A 17,115-nucleotide genomic window follows, 5' to 3' on the forward strand; every position below is an offset into this window, starting at 1 on the left:
GGAACGGCCGTTTCCACCCCCACAAACACACCATAGCCCACCAAAGCAACCCCAGGAGGAATTGAATGGTCAGAACCGGGCAGGCGCTTGCCGTATTCTTGTTGATGGCTGTCCTGGCGGCTTGTACGCAAGGCCGGATACCACCGACGCCGGATAAATTTATTGAAGCCGACCCGAACAGCGTGCCCGATACGTTCTGGGTGCAGCCTGAGGAATTGGGCTGGTCTTCGGGATACTGGGAATATTCACGGACCGTAAATCTAAGCCCAAGTGTCCCGATGGAGAGTTTTTCTGGTATTTATTTAAGCTTCCTGCCTCGCCGAGAGGGTAAGTTTCCTCCGCCGGCTGATTTTCGCGCCGGTCAGGACGTTTATATTTATTCAGATGAACAAATCGCTGCCAAAGCGTTTGAAGAGATGAAACAACGTGGAGAGTTAGCCGGGATCATTTGGCAGTTTCTTCCGCTAGAAGATGAATTGAAGATGGATACAGGGATAGGAACGTGTAATCGTGGGTCGAGCGTTGCTAGTGGCGAACGCTTGCTTTGTCAGGTGCAAATCCAACACGGCCGTTACGTTATTCTTTTTTTTATGGGCATTGATGGCAAGCAAGTCACCGTTGAAGATTGGGAAGAAATGGTTGACCTCATCCAGGAGCGGCTGGTTGAGCTTGAATAGGGTGGGGATAGTTGGTGGTGAGGGAGGGATACGGCCGTTTCTAAATATAAATAGCATGGTGTGGGAGGAAACGGCCGTTATGCCTGATTAGTAGGCGAAAAGAGCTTTAACTCAGGAATGTAGCGGAAATCCTTGCGGTTCAGAGTGTACAGTTCTACGTCATGGTCCAAAGCTGTTGCCGCAATGAGTGCATCTGGCAGGCTCAATTTATGGCTGAGGACATATGCTTCCATCAGCGTCAGGAACCTGTTGGAGATTGGCAAGGTTATGTGGTAGGTGTTTAGTAAGCCGAGATGCGCTTTAATCTGGCGCAATTCTTGTTGGTTCAGCGCCCCATAGTACAGTTCTGCGGCGGTGACAGCACTAATAGCCAGATTTTCAGGACCAATGGCGCGCAAAACGGCCGTAATCTGCGCATTGTTTTTATAAAATTCGATGAGGATGTTGGTGTCGCACAGGATCATAACGTTTATTTGGGCCAGGCCTGTTGACGGATGGTATCTAAATCAATGTTTCGGCCTTGCCAAATACCGGCCAGGGCAAAAAAATCCGCTTCTGTTTTACCGGAATCATTTTCCTGGAAATCGGTTGTTACCAAACTCACAAAATCCAGCGACCGCAGTAGTTCGGACAATAACTGCGCCTTTTCTTTGTCTTTGACCTGAATAATAATTTGTTCCATACTTTCACGTTTCCATACATGACCTGCTGCCTGACCAATTTCGCCTGATGAGGATTATACAACAGGTTAGTATGGGGGAGAAACGGCCGTGTTGAAGTGTAGATTGTGAACGGTGAATGGTGAAGTGGGGGAAGGAACGGCCGTTTCCCCCTCCTGACTAACGACGAAAGATTGAAGATAAAAGATGGAATCCATCACTAATCTTCAATCTTCAATCTTGGATATTTTTATGAACAACCAACACCTCTACCAAAACGCTCGCATCTTCGGTCTGAACAAAGAACCCGGCCGCTGCACTCGTCCAGCTATCTCAACGCCGAATCCGCCCTGCGCGGAACCACGCCTTACGAACTCTCCCTGGATGGCAAATGGGCTTTTCACTTTGCGCCCAAACCGGCGGAACGGCCGTCTACCTTCCACCTCCCATCCTTCGACGACAGCGCCTGGGACGCCATCCCCGTGCCCTCCAACTGGGAGCTGCAGGGCTACGGCGCGCCCATCTACGCCCCGGCCCACATGCCCAAAAGCCTGCGCCAAGACCACATGCCCAACATTGATCCGGACAACAACCCCGTCGGCTCCTTCCGACGCACCTTCACCGTGCCCGAAAATTGGGCCGGGCGCGAAATCATCTTGCACTTTGGCGGCGTCAGCTCCGCCTGCCTGGTGTGGGTCAACGGGCAGCAGGTCGGCTACAGCCAGGACAGCATGTCGCCGGCCGAATTTCGCATCACCCCCTACGTGCAGCCCGGCGAAAACCTGCTGGCCGTGCTGGTCTACCGCTGGTCGGATGGCTCCTACCTGGAAAACCAGGACATGTGGTTCCTCTCCGGCATCTTCCGCAGCGTGAAGCTGCTGGCCCATCCGCCCACCCACATTCGCGATTTCACCGTCGCCACCGAATTTGACGCCGATTTCCGCGACGCCACCTTGCGCGTGCAGGTAGAACTGGCGCGGTGGGGTGGGGATGAACGGCCGTTTACCATCCAGTTAGAGCTTTTGCAAGAAAACACCAGCCCCCACCCTAACCCTCTCCCAGTGGGAGAGGGAACCGGCTCCCTCTCCCACTGGGAGAGGGTTGGGGAGAGAGCCGCCGTGACCAGCGAAAACTCAGTCCGGCTGCAAACGGCCGTATCCCAACCCCGCCACTGGACCGCCGAAACGCCCCATCTCTACCACCTGCTGCTCACCCTCCAAGACGAAGCCGGGCAGATTGTCGAAGTGCGCCACACGCGCGTCGGCTTCCGGCAGGTGGAAATTCGGGACAGGCAGTTGTGGGTCAACGGCCGTGCCATCCTCCTCAAAGGCGTCAACCGCCACGATTTCGACCCCGCCACCGGCCACACCATGACCCTGGAACGCCTGCGCGAAGACCTGCACCGATGAAGCGCTTCAACATCAACGCCGTGCGCACTTCCCACTACCCCGACGACGAGCGCTTCTACGACCTGTGCGACGAGCTGGGCCTCTACGTCATGGACGAGGCCAACATCGAAACCCACGGCTACCGCGACGCCATGCGCGGCGACATGCAATGGCTGCCCGCCATGCAAGACCGCGTCGAGCGCCTGATCGCCCGCGACAAAAATCACCCCAGCGTCATCATCTGGTCGCTGGGCAACGAATCCAGCAGCGACGACAAATTCCGCCGCCTGACCGAGCGCGTGCATGAATTGGACGGCCGTCCCGTCCATTATGAACAAGACTACACCGGCGAATACATGGACATTTTTTCGGCGATGTATGCCACGCCGCCGCAGTGGGAAGCTATCGCCCAGGGCGGCAGTTACCAAACGCGCACCGCGCCGCTGCAATGGCAAACCGTCGGCGGCCCTAACACCACCGACAAGCCGTTGGTTCTCTGCGAATACGCCCACGCCATGGGCAACAGCGTCGGCAGCCTGCAAAAGTACATGGACCTGTTCGAGCGTTACCCGCAGTGCATCGGCGGTTTCATCTGGGACTTCGCCGACCAGGCCATTTTGCGCCACGACGAGAACGGCCGTCCCCTCTGGCATCTCGGCGGCGATTTGGGCGACGAGTACAACTTCCTTATGTTCGGCTGCAACGGCATCTTCTTCGCCGACCGCACGCCCCACCCTGCCGCCTGGGAAGTGAAAAAGGTGTACCAACCCATCGCCCTGCACGCAGTGAATTTGGCCGCCGGGCAGGTGCGCCTGGTCAACAAAAACATTTTTGCCGACTTATCTGGGCTGCAAATTGGCTGGCAGGTCATGGAAGATGGCGTGGTGGTCCAGGCGGGGGAAGTGGCGCCGCCGGAATGTGCGCCGGGCACGGCCGTTCCCCTCCACCTCCCCTACACCCTGCCCAACGGCAAACCGGGCCGCGAATACCACCTGCTGGTCGAGTTTGTCCTGGCCGCCGCCGCGCCCTGGGCCGAAGTTGGGCACGTGGTCGCCTGGGAGCAGTTCGCCCTGCCCGTCCAGGCCGCCGCGCCGCGTTGGGTTGACCCATCCACCATGCCACCGCTTCATCTTGGGACCGCAGGCGAGACGCCTGCGCTTTCTGCGGGCGGGACGCCCGCGCTCCAGATTCGTGGGCAAAATCTCGCCGTTACCTTCAATCCGCAGAGCGGCGCGTTAGACAGCTTTGTCGCCGACGGCCGGGAATTGTTGGCCGCGCCGCTGGTCCCCAACCTGTGGCGCGCCCCGATTGACAACGACATCGCCGCGTTGGTTTTGTTCCCGCCGGCGCGTTATCTGGGCTACGGCCGTCAGCCCTGGCGCAGATTGGACAAATCTCCAAGATTTGTCCAATCTTTCCAAGTTAGCCAGCCAGCCCCGGCAGTGGTGCGGGTGAAGGTGGCCTGGCGCATCAAACACGGCCGTTCACCCTTCACCGTTACCTACACCATCTTTGGCAGCGGCGATGTGGTGGTAGATGGCCGTTTCACCCCGGCGCGAGACATGGTGCGCTTCGGCATGATGTTGGACGTGGACGGCGCATTGGACCGCGTGACGTGGTTTGGGCGCGGCCCACACGAAAGCATGTGGGACCGGCAGTCTGGCGCGGCGGTGGGCCGCTACACCCTGCTGGTTGAGGACATGCCCCACAATTACGCCCGACCGCAAGAAAACGGCAACCGCAGCGACGTGCGATGGGCCACATTGACCGACGCTGCCGGGCATGGCCTGCTTATCGCCGATGCCGGGGGTACGCTGCTGAATTTTAGCGCCCGGCCGTATACCCAGGACGATCTGGCCGCCGCCGAACGCATCCACCACCTGCCGCGCCGCAAGAACGTGACGGTATGCGTAGATTACAAACAGGCTGGCGTCGGCGGCGATGTGCCCTCCGGCTGCCTGCCCCACCAGGAGTACCGCCTACTGAAAGGGCGTGAGTATCGCTATGCGTTCCGGTTACGGCCGTTCCACCCCGGCGACACCGCAGCGCCTGACGCTGCCTGGAGTCTGGCAGAGATTCCCACCGTACCGCCGGTGGTGGCAAAAAAGGGGGGATGGAGAAAAACGGCCGCCCTCACCGCGGCTGCGGCGCTGGTTGTGGCCGTCCTCTGGCAGCGGCAAAGAAAAAACGGCATGGTTCATCAAGCGAAACATCTTCTTTACAAATTTACGCTGAATTGTCATGCTGAGCGGAGTCTTCGGAGCGAAGCATCCCGCTCCCAGCAGAGGAGGGGGATGCTTCGGGGGACCTCAGCATGACGCGCTTTCCTGCCAAATTTGTAAAGCACATATCCCCTGGAATGAACCATGCCGAAAAAACGAATAGCAAATCAACAAATCGCCAATCCTTCGGCAAGCTCAGGACCAATCGTCAATCACGCATACGCCAAACTTTCGCGCACGCTGATGCGGGTGGCAGCATGGGCCGGGACCAGCGAAGCCAGAAAAGCGATGGACAAAATGGCGACCAACCAGATAGCCACGCCAACGGTGCTAAAGGCAAAATCCAGGTCCACTTTCAAAATGGTCTGACCGAGCAAATTGGACATTGGGCGGGCAACCACCAGGGCCAACGGCACAGCCATCAACCAACTCATCACCCCTTGCAGCACCCCTTCCATGATGAACATCGTCATGATGGTCGGCGACTGCGCGCCGATAGAACGCAGCACGCCAATCTCCCGCGTGCGCTCGACCACGCTAATCCACAGCGACCCCATCAGACCAATGCCCCCAACGATGCCCATCACCAAAGCCAGGCCAAACAACATGTTATTGACGATATTGAACTGATTATAAGCGGCCGTAGAGTCTTCGGCTTTGGTGCGGCTGAAAAAGGCGCTGGTTTCAATGCCCCGTGTTTTGAAGCGGTCATTCAGGGCAGCCATCATGTTGGCCGTGAAATCGGGGTTCTGATTGGTGGTGCGGATGACGATCTGGTTGGCGCGGTTTATTTTTTTCGTCACATCTATCACCGCAGCCGCCGGGGCATACATCGGGTCGGTGGCGATGGGGTCAGAAGTGAGCGCCTGATGGGTTCCGATGACTTCCCAATCAGCCTGTCCCAGGTTGCCGAAATCAATGGTGATGACATCGCCAACATTCAGGTTGTTAAACTCGGCCGTATCCTGACTGATCACCACAACACGGCCGTTATCATCAGCGGAAAGCCAACGGCCGTTGACAATATAAGGTTCATACATCGTGCTGCCAGATGGAATGGCATAGACCTCTGCCCCCAATCCGGCCGTGTCCTGCACCCGCTCCCCTTGCCGCAAAACCGTTCCCGTCACCGTAAACCACGCTTCCGACCCGGCCACACCCGGCACACCGGCGACAATACTCTCCACCTGATCAGACCGCTGCAACCCCTGGAAAAAAATGCGTAAGTCGTACTGACGCCGACTCAGCTCATTTTCCAACGTGTAAGACATCGAGTTTGCCAGCGTCATCACCATCAGAAAGGTGGTCCCGGCCAGGATGAGGACCAACTGTGTCAGGACAAGCCGCCCTTTGCGACGGAACATATTGCCCAGAGCAATGGCATATGGCGACGGCAAAAAGCGCTCGCCCAACGCTTCCACCGCCTGGTCCAACCGGCTGCTGCCAAAATCGCCGCCAATGCCATAAGAGGCGATGGCTTCGCGCACGGTGATAGCCGCGCCGCTCAACACCGGCCATAAAGCGGCCAAAACCGGGGCCAGCAGCGCCGCCAACACCTGGAAAAAGACAGCCCGCGTGGAAAACTGGAAGGTGTCGTAATCAATGTTAAACAAGGCCAGGAACCATTTACTACCCTGGTAGGCGGCGATCACACCGGTCGGCAGGGCCACCAGCAAAGCCAGGAAGCCATAAATCAGCACCCCGGCCATAAACACCTGCACAATGATGTGCGACTGGCCACCAATAGCCTTAATCACGCCAATCTGGTCTGTTTGCTGGGTGATGATGGCTGTCATCGAATTGGCGACAATGATCACGCTGATCAACAGCGAAATAACGGCCAGCACGCGCAAAACGACGGTGATACCCAACAAGAAGGCGCGCCCCCAATGTTCATCGGGGTCCTGATAAATGCTGATGGCGATGCCAATGCCCTGCCGCGCCAGCCGATCCTTGATGGCCGCCGCCCGGTCACGGGCGTACTCTTTGCTGTACGGCTCTACCTGGACCAGCAGTTGGGTGAACTGCCCTTGGGGAATGCCAAAACGGGCCAGCCCATCGGCGTCTACAAAGAAATAGGCGTTGCCGCCAAAATCGGGCGGGGGCACAAAGGGGTGGCGGATTTTGCCGGTGATGGGCAGGGCGCGGTCGGTACCATCCACTTCAAAAATAACCGTGTCGCCGATGTCCAGGCCATAATAGTCGCTGGAAATGCGTTCGACGCCGATAGTGGCTCCCTGCGGCCACATGCCATCTTTAAGGACGAGCCAGTCGTAGAGCTGGTCTTCGTAATTGTCGCGCATGACGACGGTGGCGCCTTGCCAACGGCCGTTTTCCTCTGTCTTATAACGCACCGATGTAATGTTTAAGACCTCAACGCCTGCCACGCCCTCAATCCTGGTCAGCGCTTGCGCCGTCTCCCGGTCAATCGCCCCACGCAGTACCAGATTGATATGCGACGGCGCGACTGACTGGTGCGAACTGTCCATACTAGACAACAACTGATCCACCAGGCCAAAAATCGTGCCAATGGCAAACACACCGGCGGCGATGCTCAACACCGCCAGCAAAGTGCGCGCTTTGTGCTGCCAAATGTCGGCCCAGACTTTGTACCAGATAACGCTCATAAGAGTGGATAGTTGTTAGTTTGGAGTTGTTAGTTGGGAGTTGGGAGTGAAAGCGTTCTTCACTATCCACTAGCCACTAACAACTACCAACTGCTGCTGCACTTTGTCGCTGAAGATCAGGCCGTCACGGATCTCGATGGTGCGCGGCAGGCGGGCTGCCAGACTGCGGCTGTGGGTGACCATGACCATTGTTTTGCCCTGGTCTACCAGGGTGGTAAAGAGTTGGAATACATCTTCAGATGTTTGTGTATCCAGGTTGCCGGTTGGCTCGTCGGCCACCAGCAGGGGTGGGTCGTTGGCCAGGGCGCGGGCGATGGCCGCCCGCTGCTGCTGCCCGCCGGAGACCTGTGATGGCAGTTTACGAGCCTGATCGGCCAGCCCGACGGTGTCCAGCAGGTGCATCGCTCGTTCGCGCCGCTGTTTGGGCGGCAGTTTTTTTATGAAATCCATCGGCAGGACGACGTTTTGCAGTATGTTGAGCGCCGGTAAAAGTTGGAAAAATTGGAAGATAATGCCCATATGTTCGCCACGCCAGGCGGCCAGTTGGTTTTCGCTCAGGGTATGCACCGGCTGCCCGGTGACAATCACTTCTCCCTCGGTAGGATGGTCTATGCCGGTGATCATGTTCAGTAGGGTGGATTTGCCGTTGCCGGATGGCCCGACGATGCAAACAAATTCGCCCGGCTGCACGCTGACGCTGACGCCTTTTAACACGGTGATCTGCGTATCGCCTACGGGGAAGCGTTTAATGACGTTGCGCACATCAATAATGGGGGGCGTCCCATTAGGGGAAAATGGATTGTTGTTCACACTCATGAAGTCACTTCTTCAGGCCAGGATTTATATGATATTGTTTGCTGCCAGGTAGTGTAACAACACCCGTGATAAAAATCACAAACAGGAGCGGATTCTTAGTAAGTGTTCAAAAAAGGGGACAAGGGAGAGGGGCCGTTTACTGGCAAACGGCCGTTTGCAGGGCATGGATAAGGTGAACGGTGGTGATCGGTGCTTTGAGCGTGACCGTGCCAATTTTGACCACGGGAATGGCAAAGCGGTAACGGGCAAACAAATCGGCGTCCTGGGTGATGTCAATTTCCTGGAGACGATGGGGGTAGACGGCCGTTAACCGCGCCAATTCGGTCTTCACCGCCTCACACAAGCCACACCCCTCTTTGGTATACAACAGCACCATGAGCATATCAAGCACTCGACTTCCTCACCATCCATGACAACCGGTTGGGTTAAAAGGGTAGAGAACGAATGCGATTTATCCATTCCACTGGTTCGCTTGCGAACCAGATAAGAAACAACTCTTCCGCTACTTGAGCAACCGGCAATTTTTGCGAAACAATAAGGATACCGGGGCTGTTTTCCATCAAAATGAATTGACCAAAGTGTCTGGGCATTGTCTTTCGATCGACCGGATTTTCATGTCGAAGCCAACTGCATTTGCCGCCGGGCTTTTGCCAGCTTACGCGCAAAAGCCGGGTCACTTACCGTCTGCTTAAAGGCTTTAGATTCAGCTTCTACCTGGCGCAAATAGCTGTTAATGTCCGGGCGATTACTTAAATAATAAGTGATTGCCCCATACACTTGCTCGAGGGAAAGTACCGGAAAGCATTCAGCAGCAATCGTTTCAGGCGATAATCCATCTAAGAAAGCAAAGAGTACAGATTCCAGCGAAACACGAGAACCAGAGATCCAATAGCCTAGATCATTTTGCTCAACATATAATTTATTCATAGCTCGCGTCACAGCTTCTCAACATGCAATACAGTGAACCATAGATTGCCTGAGACAGTCAATGCAGCCACAACTATTTGCGGCGTACTGAATCTTTACGGAAATGTGGCATGGTTCATCAAGCGAAACATCTTCTTTACAAATTTACGCTGAATTGTCATGCTGAGCGGAGTCTTCGGAGCGAAGCATCCCGCTCCCAGCAGAGAGGAGGGGGATGCTTCGGGGGACCTCAGCATGACGCGCTTTCTTGCCAAATTTGTAAAGCACATATCGCCTGGAATAAACCATGCCGGAAATGTCTACAACGCTCCCGGCAGCATGGAACTGACGATAATCGCCAACAGTAAGACTGATAGATAAAGATTGGAGGAAATGAATAGGCCGCGGGCATTTTCTTTGCTGGGAGTGTGGATGAGTCTGATGTTGCGCCCAAACAGGTCGGCGGTGGCGATGAGCATGGGCAAAAAATAGGCCCAACCCAGGTAGGGGAAAAGGACGAGCGCCAGACCAAACAGCGCGGTGGGCGCGGTATGGGACATGACCCACCAGGCGGCCTGACGTGGGGTGGTGTGTACGGGCAGCATGGGCACATCGGCGCGTTCGTAGTCGTCGCGGTAGAGGATGGCCAGACTCCAGAAGTGAAAGGGCGTCCAGAGGAACAAGAGCAAGGCCAGGATAAGCGCGCCAGGGCTGTTCCAATACCCGGCGGCGGCGCTGCCGCTGAGTACGGCCGCGCTGCCGGCCGCACCCCCAATGACAATATTCAACAAAGTACGGGGTTTGAGCCAGATAGTGTAGATGAAGACGTAGATGACCGCGCCCAGAGCCAGGAATAAGGACAAGGGCCTGTTGAACGGGAATACAGCCACCACTGGCACAATAATCAACAGCGCACCCACCCAGGGAACCCACTGCGGATTGGGAATTTCACCGTTGACCAACGGCCGTTTCTTCATCGTCCGCCCCATCTTATCGTCTTTGTGCCGCTCCAGGTATTGGTTCAGCGATGACGAGCCGGCGGCAGCCATGCCCCCAACCAGCCAGATCAGCGCCAACACGCCGACCCCCGGCCAGCCTTCAGCGGCCATAAACGCGCCGCCCGTAGCGGCCATCAGCAGCAGCATCACAATGCGCAGCTTAAACAATACCACCACGATGCGCAGCTTATCACGCAGTGTCGTTGGCGGCGACGCTATGTTTGCCGATAGGTTTGTAACGACCGGTTCAGCAGTCTGCCCCTGTACAGGCGCTTTCGTAATTGCCATGCAGCCTCCAATCTGAGTGTCAGAAATACCTCGCGCGCCCCCCCTAGCATTTTAGCAAGCATATCCAACACAAACAAATCGGGCTTCATGGTGGCTTTATGCGTCGGGCGTCAGCGCAGCACAACTTGTGTCCACGCTTCCAGCCATTCGTCGCGGTGGGCGTCTATGTCCGCCGGGTTTACCGTGACCGGGGCGGCGGGAATTTGCGCCCAGGTCACAAATTCTGGCGGCAGGGCAGCGCTTTCATGCACCGGGAAGACAAACATGTTCAGCGGGATGTCCTCCTGGAAGGTCTGGCCGAGCATAAAATCTACAAATGCCTGAGCCAAATCGGGCACGGCCGTTCCCCGCAGCACGCCCACAAATTCAATTTGCCGGAAACACATGCCATCGCCCACCAAACTGGCGCTGGGGGCCGTATCCAGGGGCGGATCGGCAAAAATAACCTCAGCCGGTGGGCTGCTGGCGTAAGAAACAACCAACGGCCGTTCGCCACCGCCAGCCACCGTAAACTGCCCATAATACGCATCTTCCCAACCACTGGTAATTAATACCTCATTGGTTCGCAGATCAGCCCAATAATCTAGATAGGTGTACTCGCCTGCCACGCCAAACACGCCGATGGTTGCCAGCAAAAACGACAAACCAGGGCTGGATGTGGCCGGGTTTTGCGCCACCAACAACCCCTTGTACAGCGGGTCGGTCAGGTCGGCCAGAGATTGGGGCAGGGGCAGGTCCCGTTCGGCAAACCAGGCGATGTCGTAATTGAGGCACACATCGCCGTAATCAACCGGCAGCAGGCGATGCGTGGCATCCAATTCAAAAGCATCGGGCACGACCGTCAGCGCCGGGGAAGCGTAGGGCTGGAAAATGTCGGCAGCCAGCGCCCGGCCCATGAAGGCGTTGTCCACGCCAAAAAAGACATCGGCCAGCGGGTTGCTTTTTGCCAGAATGGCCTGATTCAGCGCCGCGCCGGTGTCGCCAGACGGCAGCAAAACAACTTGCGCGTTGTTGGCCGCTTCAAAAGCAGCCAATACCTCTTCGCTGGCGGCAAAACTATCGTGGGTCATCACGGTCAGGATACGCGGCGCGGCGGCAGGCACGGCCGTTGTCCCGCCACCGCCGCCACAGCCTACCAAAGCCAATACAAGAAACACAAAGTAAAATGTACGCATCGTTATCTCCTCTGATTTAGAGCCGGTGTTCGGTGTTCAGTGTTCAGTGTTCGGTATTCAGTGCGTATCTTCCAGAGATAACACTGACTAAAAACGGGTCACTGAATACTGATTACTGAATACTGATTACAGCCTCTAACTCCCGCTCTAGTTTTCTTTCAACGCTGCCAGCTTTGCCGGGTATGCACACACAACAGCCGCCCGGCAGCCAGGACAACTCCCGCCACATCCTCGGTCATCACGTTGCTCACGCCGCGCGCCGGGCCAAAGGCCAACAGTTCGTCGCGCAGCGGCCAGGCCAGCCCTGTCGTCGCCCGCACCGTTACATCGCCATCCAGGGGAATCAGCGAGACGAGATCACCGGCACGGCCGTGTACGGCCGTTTCCCGTTCCACCAGCCACGCATGTTCATACTCATTCACCAGACGCACCGTCTGCCCGCGCAAAGCCGGGTGGGCCAGCAGCAAGATATTCGCCAACGTCTGGTCCAAACGGCCGCCCAACGCGCCAAAAATCCAGATAGGCGCCTGATGGGGCAGCGCGTGCAGCAAAGCCAACTCCAGGTCCGTCTCGTCTTTGGCTGTCGGATGGGTGATCAGCCGGGCGGGGGTGGTATGCAGCCAGGCCAATACCTCCGGCGACACAGAATCCATGTCGCCAATCACCACATCCGGCGGCGTTTGCAGGGCAAACAAATACCGCGCCCCGCCATCGGCGGCGATGATGAACGAGGCCTGAGGCAGCAACAGCCGTATCCATTCCGTCCGTGCCATATCCCCGTTGGCAAAAATAAAAATGGTCATCTCGTCATCCTTTGGCAAGCAGGCTGCAAAACAAAAAGCCACCCTCGCGGGTGGCTTCAAATGATGGCAATAGTTGACGATCTTCCTACGCCGGCATTACCCGGATCAGGTTCGCAGGTCAATGACGAACGTGGTCATCCTCTCAGCCGGGCTTACCCCAGCTCCCTGTGTCTGTATATAGTCCCGCCGCGGCGGGCTTGTTAATGTAGCCGCATTATAACGCATCGGCTATCATAAGGCCAAACCAATCAGACCTGACAGGTTCTAGAAAACCTGCCAGGTCTGCTTTTACCAGGCAGGCCAATGACAGAACAGATCAAACAACCCGATTTTTTCAGCGAACTCAAACAAGAACTGCGCCAGGTGCAGGTGGAGATGGGCGACATTTGGCATGGAGCTGGGGCCACCTTGCGCAACTGGCTGCGGCAGATGCGCCACGCCACTCTGGATTATGTGGTGCTGCCCCTGGGCGGTCCACTGCCCGAACGGACCGATCCACCGCGCGGCTTTATCGAGCGGCAGCTTCCCCTGCCCGCGCCGCCGTTGAGCATGGAAGTGCTAAACGGCCGTTTCCGGGCCATCGCCGACGCCAACAACGTCAAAGGGGTCGTCCTGGTGTTCCAGGGCTTTGGCGCCGGGCTGGGCACGCTGCAAAACCTGCGCCGCGCCATCAGCCGCCTGCGTCAGGCCGGCAAAGAGGTCATCGTCTACACCCCGTATCTGGACCTGCCCCACTATTACGCCGCCAGCGCCGCCGATAAAATTGTGGTCCCGCCGGGCGTGCAGTTTGAGGTGTTGGGCGTGCGGCTGGAAACGGTGTACCTGAAAGACGCCCTGGCGCGGCTGGGCGTCCAGATGGATGTGGTGCAAATCTCGCCCTATAAAACAGCCCTCAACACCTTTGGCGAGTCTGGCATGACGCCAGAGGAGGCCGAGCAGCTCAACCGGCTCCTGGACGACCGGTATGATTTGCTGACGGCCGATATGGCCGACGGCCGTCACCTGACCCAGGCGGCCATGCAGGCGCTGATAGACCGCGCCCCGTTGTTGGCCGAAGAAGCCCTGGCCGAAGGGCTGATTGACGCCATCGCCTACGAGGATGAACTGGCCTATTGGCTGGCAGACACAAAACCGGCAGATGAAGGGGAAACGGCCGTGCCCCCCACCGCCGCCAGCCAACCAGAAGCGGACATATCCCGCCCGACAGCCAAATTGGCCGTCTGGTCCGAAGCCCGGGGCCAACTGCTGGAAAAAGCGCGCCGCCGCCGCAAGCAGTTCATCGGCGTCATCAGCCTGGAAGGTTCGATTGTGATGGGGTCCAGCCGCCAGCCGCCGATTGATCTGCCTATTCCTTTCCTCGGCGGCGCGGCGGCCGGCGAGGCCACCCTGGTACGCCTTATCCGCCAGGCGGAAGAGATGGACAACATGGCCGCGCTGATCTTCCATGTGGATTCCGGCGGCGGCTCCGCCCTGGCCTCCGACCTCATCGGCCGGCAAATCGAGCGCCTGAGCCAGAAAAAGCCGGTATTGGCCTACATGGGCAACGTTGCCGCCTCCGGCGGTTATTACGTCAGCGCCTATGCCCGGCATATCATGTGCCAGAGCGGCAGCATCACCGGCTCCATCGGCGTGATCAGCGGCCGGGTCAGCACTAAAGGATTATACGAAAAGCTCAACGTTCATCAGGCAAGTTTGCAGCGGGGAGCGCACGCCGGGCTTTACCAGGAAACAGCGCCGATGACCGACGAGGAACGGGCGATTTTTTGGGCGGGCATAGTCAACAATTATGAGCAGTTTAAGCAGGTGGTGGCTAACGGCCGTCATCTGCCCATTAACGATCTGGACCCCATTTGTGAAGGGCGGGTGTGGACCGGGCGGCAGGCGCAGGCGCATCAACTGGTGGACAGCTTTGGCGATTTTGTGGACGCCATCCACAAAACGGCGGAACTGGCCGGATGGACCGTGGATGACAAAACGACCATCCCGGTGGCGAACCTGTACCCGCGAGACGGCCGTTACGTCTTACCACACCCCTTTGAGCGTCAGGAACCCCCATCCACGCCCGACGAAAGCCTGCTTCAGCTTGGCCGTCTGTTGTTGGGCGAGACGCTGCCGGTGTTAGACGGCCGTCCACTTTATCTGATGCCCTTTGGCTTGAAGTTTTGAGCCTGTCTGGAATGGTTGGTCCGGTTGGATGACTGGTTTGTTTACCAGGCAGCCAACTTACCGCCTGTTCAACGCCAGCCGCGTCGCTTGCACAATCAATTGATGTTCGGCGGCGTGCATCCGGGCGGCGAAGTCGTCGAGGCTGTCGCCGGGGTAGAGTGGGACAACGGCCGTGTCCAACACCGGTCCGGCATCCACTTCAGGAATCACATAGTGCACCATACAGCCGCTGTGTTCAGCTTCCCCCGCCTGAAAAGCGGCAAACGCCCGCTCTATTGCCCCCGTGCCGATAAACTGGCCCGGCAGCGCCGGATGCAAATTAATCACCCGGTTGGGGAAATGGTTTAGAAAAGCGGGGCTGAGGACGTGCATCCAACCGGCCAGCACGATCAGGTCTGGGACGTAAGCGGCCACCAGTTCGGCCAGGTCAGAATCATAGTCTGCCCGGCTTTTAGCGGCGTCGTGGTACGGTTTTAGCGTGAAGTAGCGGGTCGGAATACCGGCCCGCGCCGCCCGTTCCAGCCCATACGCCTGCCGCCGGTTGGCGACGACGAGGACGATTTCGGCCGTTAACTCATCCCGTGCCACAGCGTCAATTAAGGCCTGCAAGTTCGTGCCCGACCCAGAAACAAAAACAATCAGGCGGGGTTTTGTCATCGTCATGACCGTGTTAGACCCTGAGGGTTTTCTGAAACCCTCAGGGTCTGTCTGCACTTAGTAATCGTCTAAGAATAACTTCCTGTTTTTTAGATTGGACTAATCTTGGAGATTGGTCCAATCTGGGCCATGTAATTTCTAGATGGTCACTTAGGCCAGCGCCGGTTCAAAACGCAGGGCAGCCTGGCGCAGCAGTTCGACCTTGTCGGTGGCTTCCCAGGGCAGGTCAATATCTGTGCGGCCAAAGTGTCCGTAAGCGGCCGTCGCCCGGTAAATGGGGCGGCGCAGGTTCAGATCACGAATGATGGCTCCCGGCCGCAGGTCAAAATGCTCGTTGATGATTTGGACCAGTTGATCGGCGGATAGTTTGCCGGTCCCAAAAGTTTCTACATTCACGCTGAGCGGTTTGGCGACGCCGATGGCGTATGCGACCTGCACTTCGCAGCGCTCGGCCAGGCCGGCGGCGACGATGTTTTTGGCGACCCAACGGGCGGCATAAGCGGCGCTGCGGTCTACTTTGGTGCAATCTTTGCCGCTGAACGCGCCGCCGCCGTGCCGCCCCATGCCGCCATAGGTGTCTACGATGATTTTACGGCCGGTCAGACCGGCGTCGCCCATGGGTCCGCCGACGACAAAACGGCCGGTTGGGTTGACATAAATGAGCAGATTGTCATCCACCAGTTCGGCCGGCAGCACGGGCATAATGACATGTTCAATGATGCCCTGGCGTAGGGTTTCGGCGTCAACCTCCGGGGCGTGCTGCGTGCTGACCAGGACGGTGTGGACGCGCTTAGGTTGGCCATAGCTGTATTCAATCGTTACTTGCGATTTGCCATCGGGGCGCACCCAGGGCAGCGCGCCGTTGCGCCGCACTTCAGACAGGCGGCGGGTGAGGGCGTGGGCCAGGTGGATGGGCAGGGGCATTAATTCTGCGGTTTCGTTGCAGGCATAGCCAAACATCATGCCCTGGTCGCCGGCGCCTATGGCGTTGATTTCGGCTTCGCTGTCGCCATTGTGACGATATTCCAGGGCGCGGTCCACCCCCTGAGCGATGTCTGGGCTTTGGCTGGCGATGGCCGCCATGATGCCGCAGGTGTTACCGTCGAACCCTTTGCTGCTGTCGTCGAAGCCGATGTCGACGATAACTTTACGGACCAGTTCGTCGAAATTGACGAAGGCGGTGGTGGTGATTTCGCCCAACAAGAGGACGAAGCCGGTTTTGACGGCCGTTTCACAAGCCACACGGGCATTCGGGTCCTGCTCCATAATTGCGTCTAATACCGCATCGCTGATCTGGTCGCACATTTTATCGGGGTGGCCTTCGGTTACGGACTCCGAGGTAAACAATAAACTGGGCGCTGTCATAAATGTTGTTGTCATCTCTAAAACCTCCAAGTTTGTGAGTGATTCTCTCCGGGCGCGCCGCATTTTTGTCGTGCGCCACACCCATGCTTGAAAACAAAAAAGCCTCTTAACTGGCGGTAAGAGGCTTGCTTTATTTCAGGCTCACCTCTTATCTGCCAGCTTCTCGCTGTCGGAATTAGCACCTTCCCTGCCGGGGGTTGCTGCAGTTTCTACGGGCCGTTCCCTCCACTGCTCCTGATAAGAGTGTAATATGTTGTTTTTAACTGATTTTGAGTATAGCCAATCAAAACAGATTGTCAAACAAGAACCAAAAGTACCTAATGGGGCGCATGTTAGCCCTATCGCAGCAGAAAGTTGATTAAGGGCCG

Annotated in this window: 15 protein-coding genes and 2 riboswitches; of the genes, 4 read left to right on the top strand and 11 right to left on the bottom strand. The window is 57.3% G+C overall.

The features are described 5' to 3' along the window. Positions 1-65 precede the first annotated feature (65 nt). Complete coding sequence (locus tag IPM39_00765; GenBank protein MBK8984607.1) at positions 66-677, top strand: hypothetical protein; 612 nt, start codon at positions 66-68, stop codon at positions 675-677. Between the two features lie 77 nt (positions 678-754). Here the strand turns inward: IPM39_00765 and IPM39_00770 are convergent, their stop codons facing one another. Both IPM39_00770 and IPM39_00775 read right to left on the bottom strand, forming a co-directional pair. After that, a complete protein-coding gene (locus IPM39_00770; protein MBK8984608.1) occupies positions 755-1,141 on the bottom strand; it encodes a type II toxin-antitoxin system VapC family toxin in 387 nt (128 codons plus the stop codon). A gap of 5 nt (positions 1,142-1,146) precedes the next feature. Beyond that, complete coding sequence (locus tag IPM39_00775) at positions 1,147-1,359, bottom strand: hypothetical protein (protein ID MBK8984609.1); 213 nt, start codon at positions 1,357-1,359, stop codon at positions 1,147-1,149. 459 nt (positions 1,360-1,818) lie between these two features. On the opposite strand from IPM39_00775, the gene IPM39_00780 reads away from it, so the two are divergent. After that, complete coding sequence (locus IPM39_00780; protein MBK8984610.1) at positions 1,819-2,745, top strand: hypothetical protein; 927 nt, start codon at positions 1,819-1,821, stop codon at positions 2,743-2,745. After that, complete coding sequence (locus IPM39_00785) at positions 2,742-5,042, top strand: DUF4981 domain-containing protein (protein MBK8984611.1); 2,301 nt, start codon at positions 2,742-2,744, stop codon at positions 5,040-5,042. Before IPM39_00780 ends, IPM39_00785 begins: the two co-directional genes overlap by 4 nt. Positions 5,043-5,158: 116 nt before the next feature. Here the strand turns inward: IPM39_00785 and IPM39_00790 are convergent, their stop codons facing one another. The 7 genes from IPM39_00790 to IPM39_00820 all read right to left on the bottom strand — a co-directional run bounded on the left by IPM39_00790 (position 5,159) and on the right by IPM39_00820 (position 12,559). After that, the gene (locus tag IPM39_00790; protein MBK8984612.1) at positions 5,159-7,573 is read right to left on the bottom strand and encodes an FtsX-like permease family protein; all 2,415 of its coding nucleotides are present in this window, start codon (positions 7,571-7,573) and stop codon (positions 5,159-5,161) included. A 69-nt stretch (positions 7,574-7,642) separates the two neighbouring features. Continuing rightward, positions 7,643-8,389 carry an ABC transporter ATP-binding protein gene (locus tag IPM39_00795; protein ID MBK8984613.1) on the bottom strand — a complete coding sequence of 249 codons (747 nt, stop codon included), beginning with the start codon at positions 8,387-8,389 and terminating at the stop codon, positions 7,643-7,645. Positions 8,390-8,525: 136 nt separating this feature from the next. Continuing rightward, positions 8,526-8,780, bottom strand: a complete 255-nt coding sequence (locus IPM39_00800; GenBank protein ID MBK8984614.1) for a glutaredoxin family protein — start codon at positions 8,778-8,780, stop codon at positions 8,526-8,528. A 221-nt stretch (positions 8,781-9,001) separates the two neighbouring features. Then, positions 9,002-9,316 (bottom strand): DUF433 domain-containing protein, encoded by a 315-nt coding sequence (locus IPM39_00805; GenBank protein ID MBK8984615.1) that lies wholly within the window; start codon positions 9,314-9,316, stop codon positions 9,002-9,004. A 299-nt stretch (positions 9,317-9,615) separates the two neighbouring features. Then, positions 9,616-10,581, bottom strand: a complete 966-nt coding sequence (gene cyoE / locus IPM39_00810; GenBank protein ID MBK8984616.1) for a protoheme IX farnesyltransferase — start codon at positions 10,579-10,581, stop codon at positions 9,616-9,618. A 110-nt stretch (positions 10,582-10,691) separates the two neighbouring features. Continuing rightward, positions 10,692-11,756 carry a thiamine ABC transporter substrate-binding protein gene (locus IPM39_00815; GenBank protein ID MBK8984617.1) on the bottom strand — a complete coding sequence of 355 codons (1,065 nt, stop codon included), beginning with the start codon at positions 11,754-11,756 and terminating at the stop codon, positions 10,692-10,694. Between the two features lie 158 nt (positions 11,757-11,914). Next, a complete protein-coding gene (locus IPM39_00820) occupies positions 11,915-12,559 on the bottom strand; it encodes a thiamine diphosphokinase (protein ID MBK8984618.1) in 645 nt (214 codons plus the stop codon). A 65-nt stretch (positions 12,560-12,624) separates the two neighbouring features. After that, positions 12,625-12,737, bottom strand: a riboswitch (TPP riboswitch). A gap of 125 nt (positions 12,738-12,862) precedes the next feature. Here IPM39_00820 and sppA point away from each other — a divergent pair. Continuing rightward, on the top strand, positions 12,863-14,725 hold the full coding sequence (gene sppA, locus IPM39_00825; protein MBK8984619.1) for a signal peptide peptidase SppA: 1,863 nt from the start codon (positions 12,863-12,865) through the stop codon (positions 14,723-14,725). Between the two features lie 57 nt (positions 14,726-14,782). Here the strand turns inward: sppA and purN are convergent, their stop codons facing one another. Next, on the bottom strand, positions 14,783-15,382 hold the full coding sequence (gene purN / locus IPM39_00830; GenBank protein ID MBK8984620.1) for a phosphoribosylglycinamide formyltransferase: 600 nt from the start codon (positions 15,380-15,382) through the stop codon (positions 14,783-14,785). Positions 15,383-15,532: 150 nt separating this feature from the next. Beyond that, complete coding sequence (locus IPM39_00835) at positions 15,533-16,762, bottom strand: methionine adenosyltransferase (protein ID MBK8984621.1); 1,230 nt, start codon at positions 16,760-16,762, stop codon at positions 15,533-15,535. Between the two features lie 130 nt (positions 16,763-16,892). Beyond that, positions 16,893-16,991, bottom strand: a riboswitch (SAM riboswitch). Between the last annotated feature and the right edge of the window lie 124 nt (positions 16,992-17,115).

The organism is Candidatus Leptovillus gracilis (genome assembly GCA_016716065.1).
In the GTDB taxonomy this organism is placed as follows: Bacteria; Chloroflexota; Anaerolineae; order Promineifilales; family Promineifilaceae; genus Leptovillus; species Leptovillus gracilis.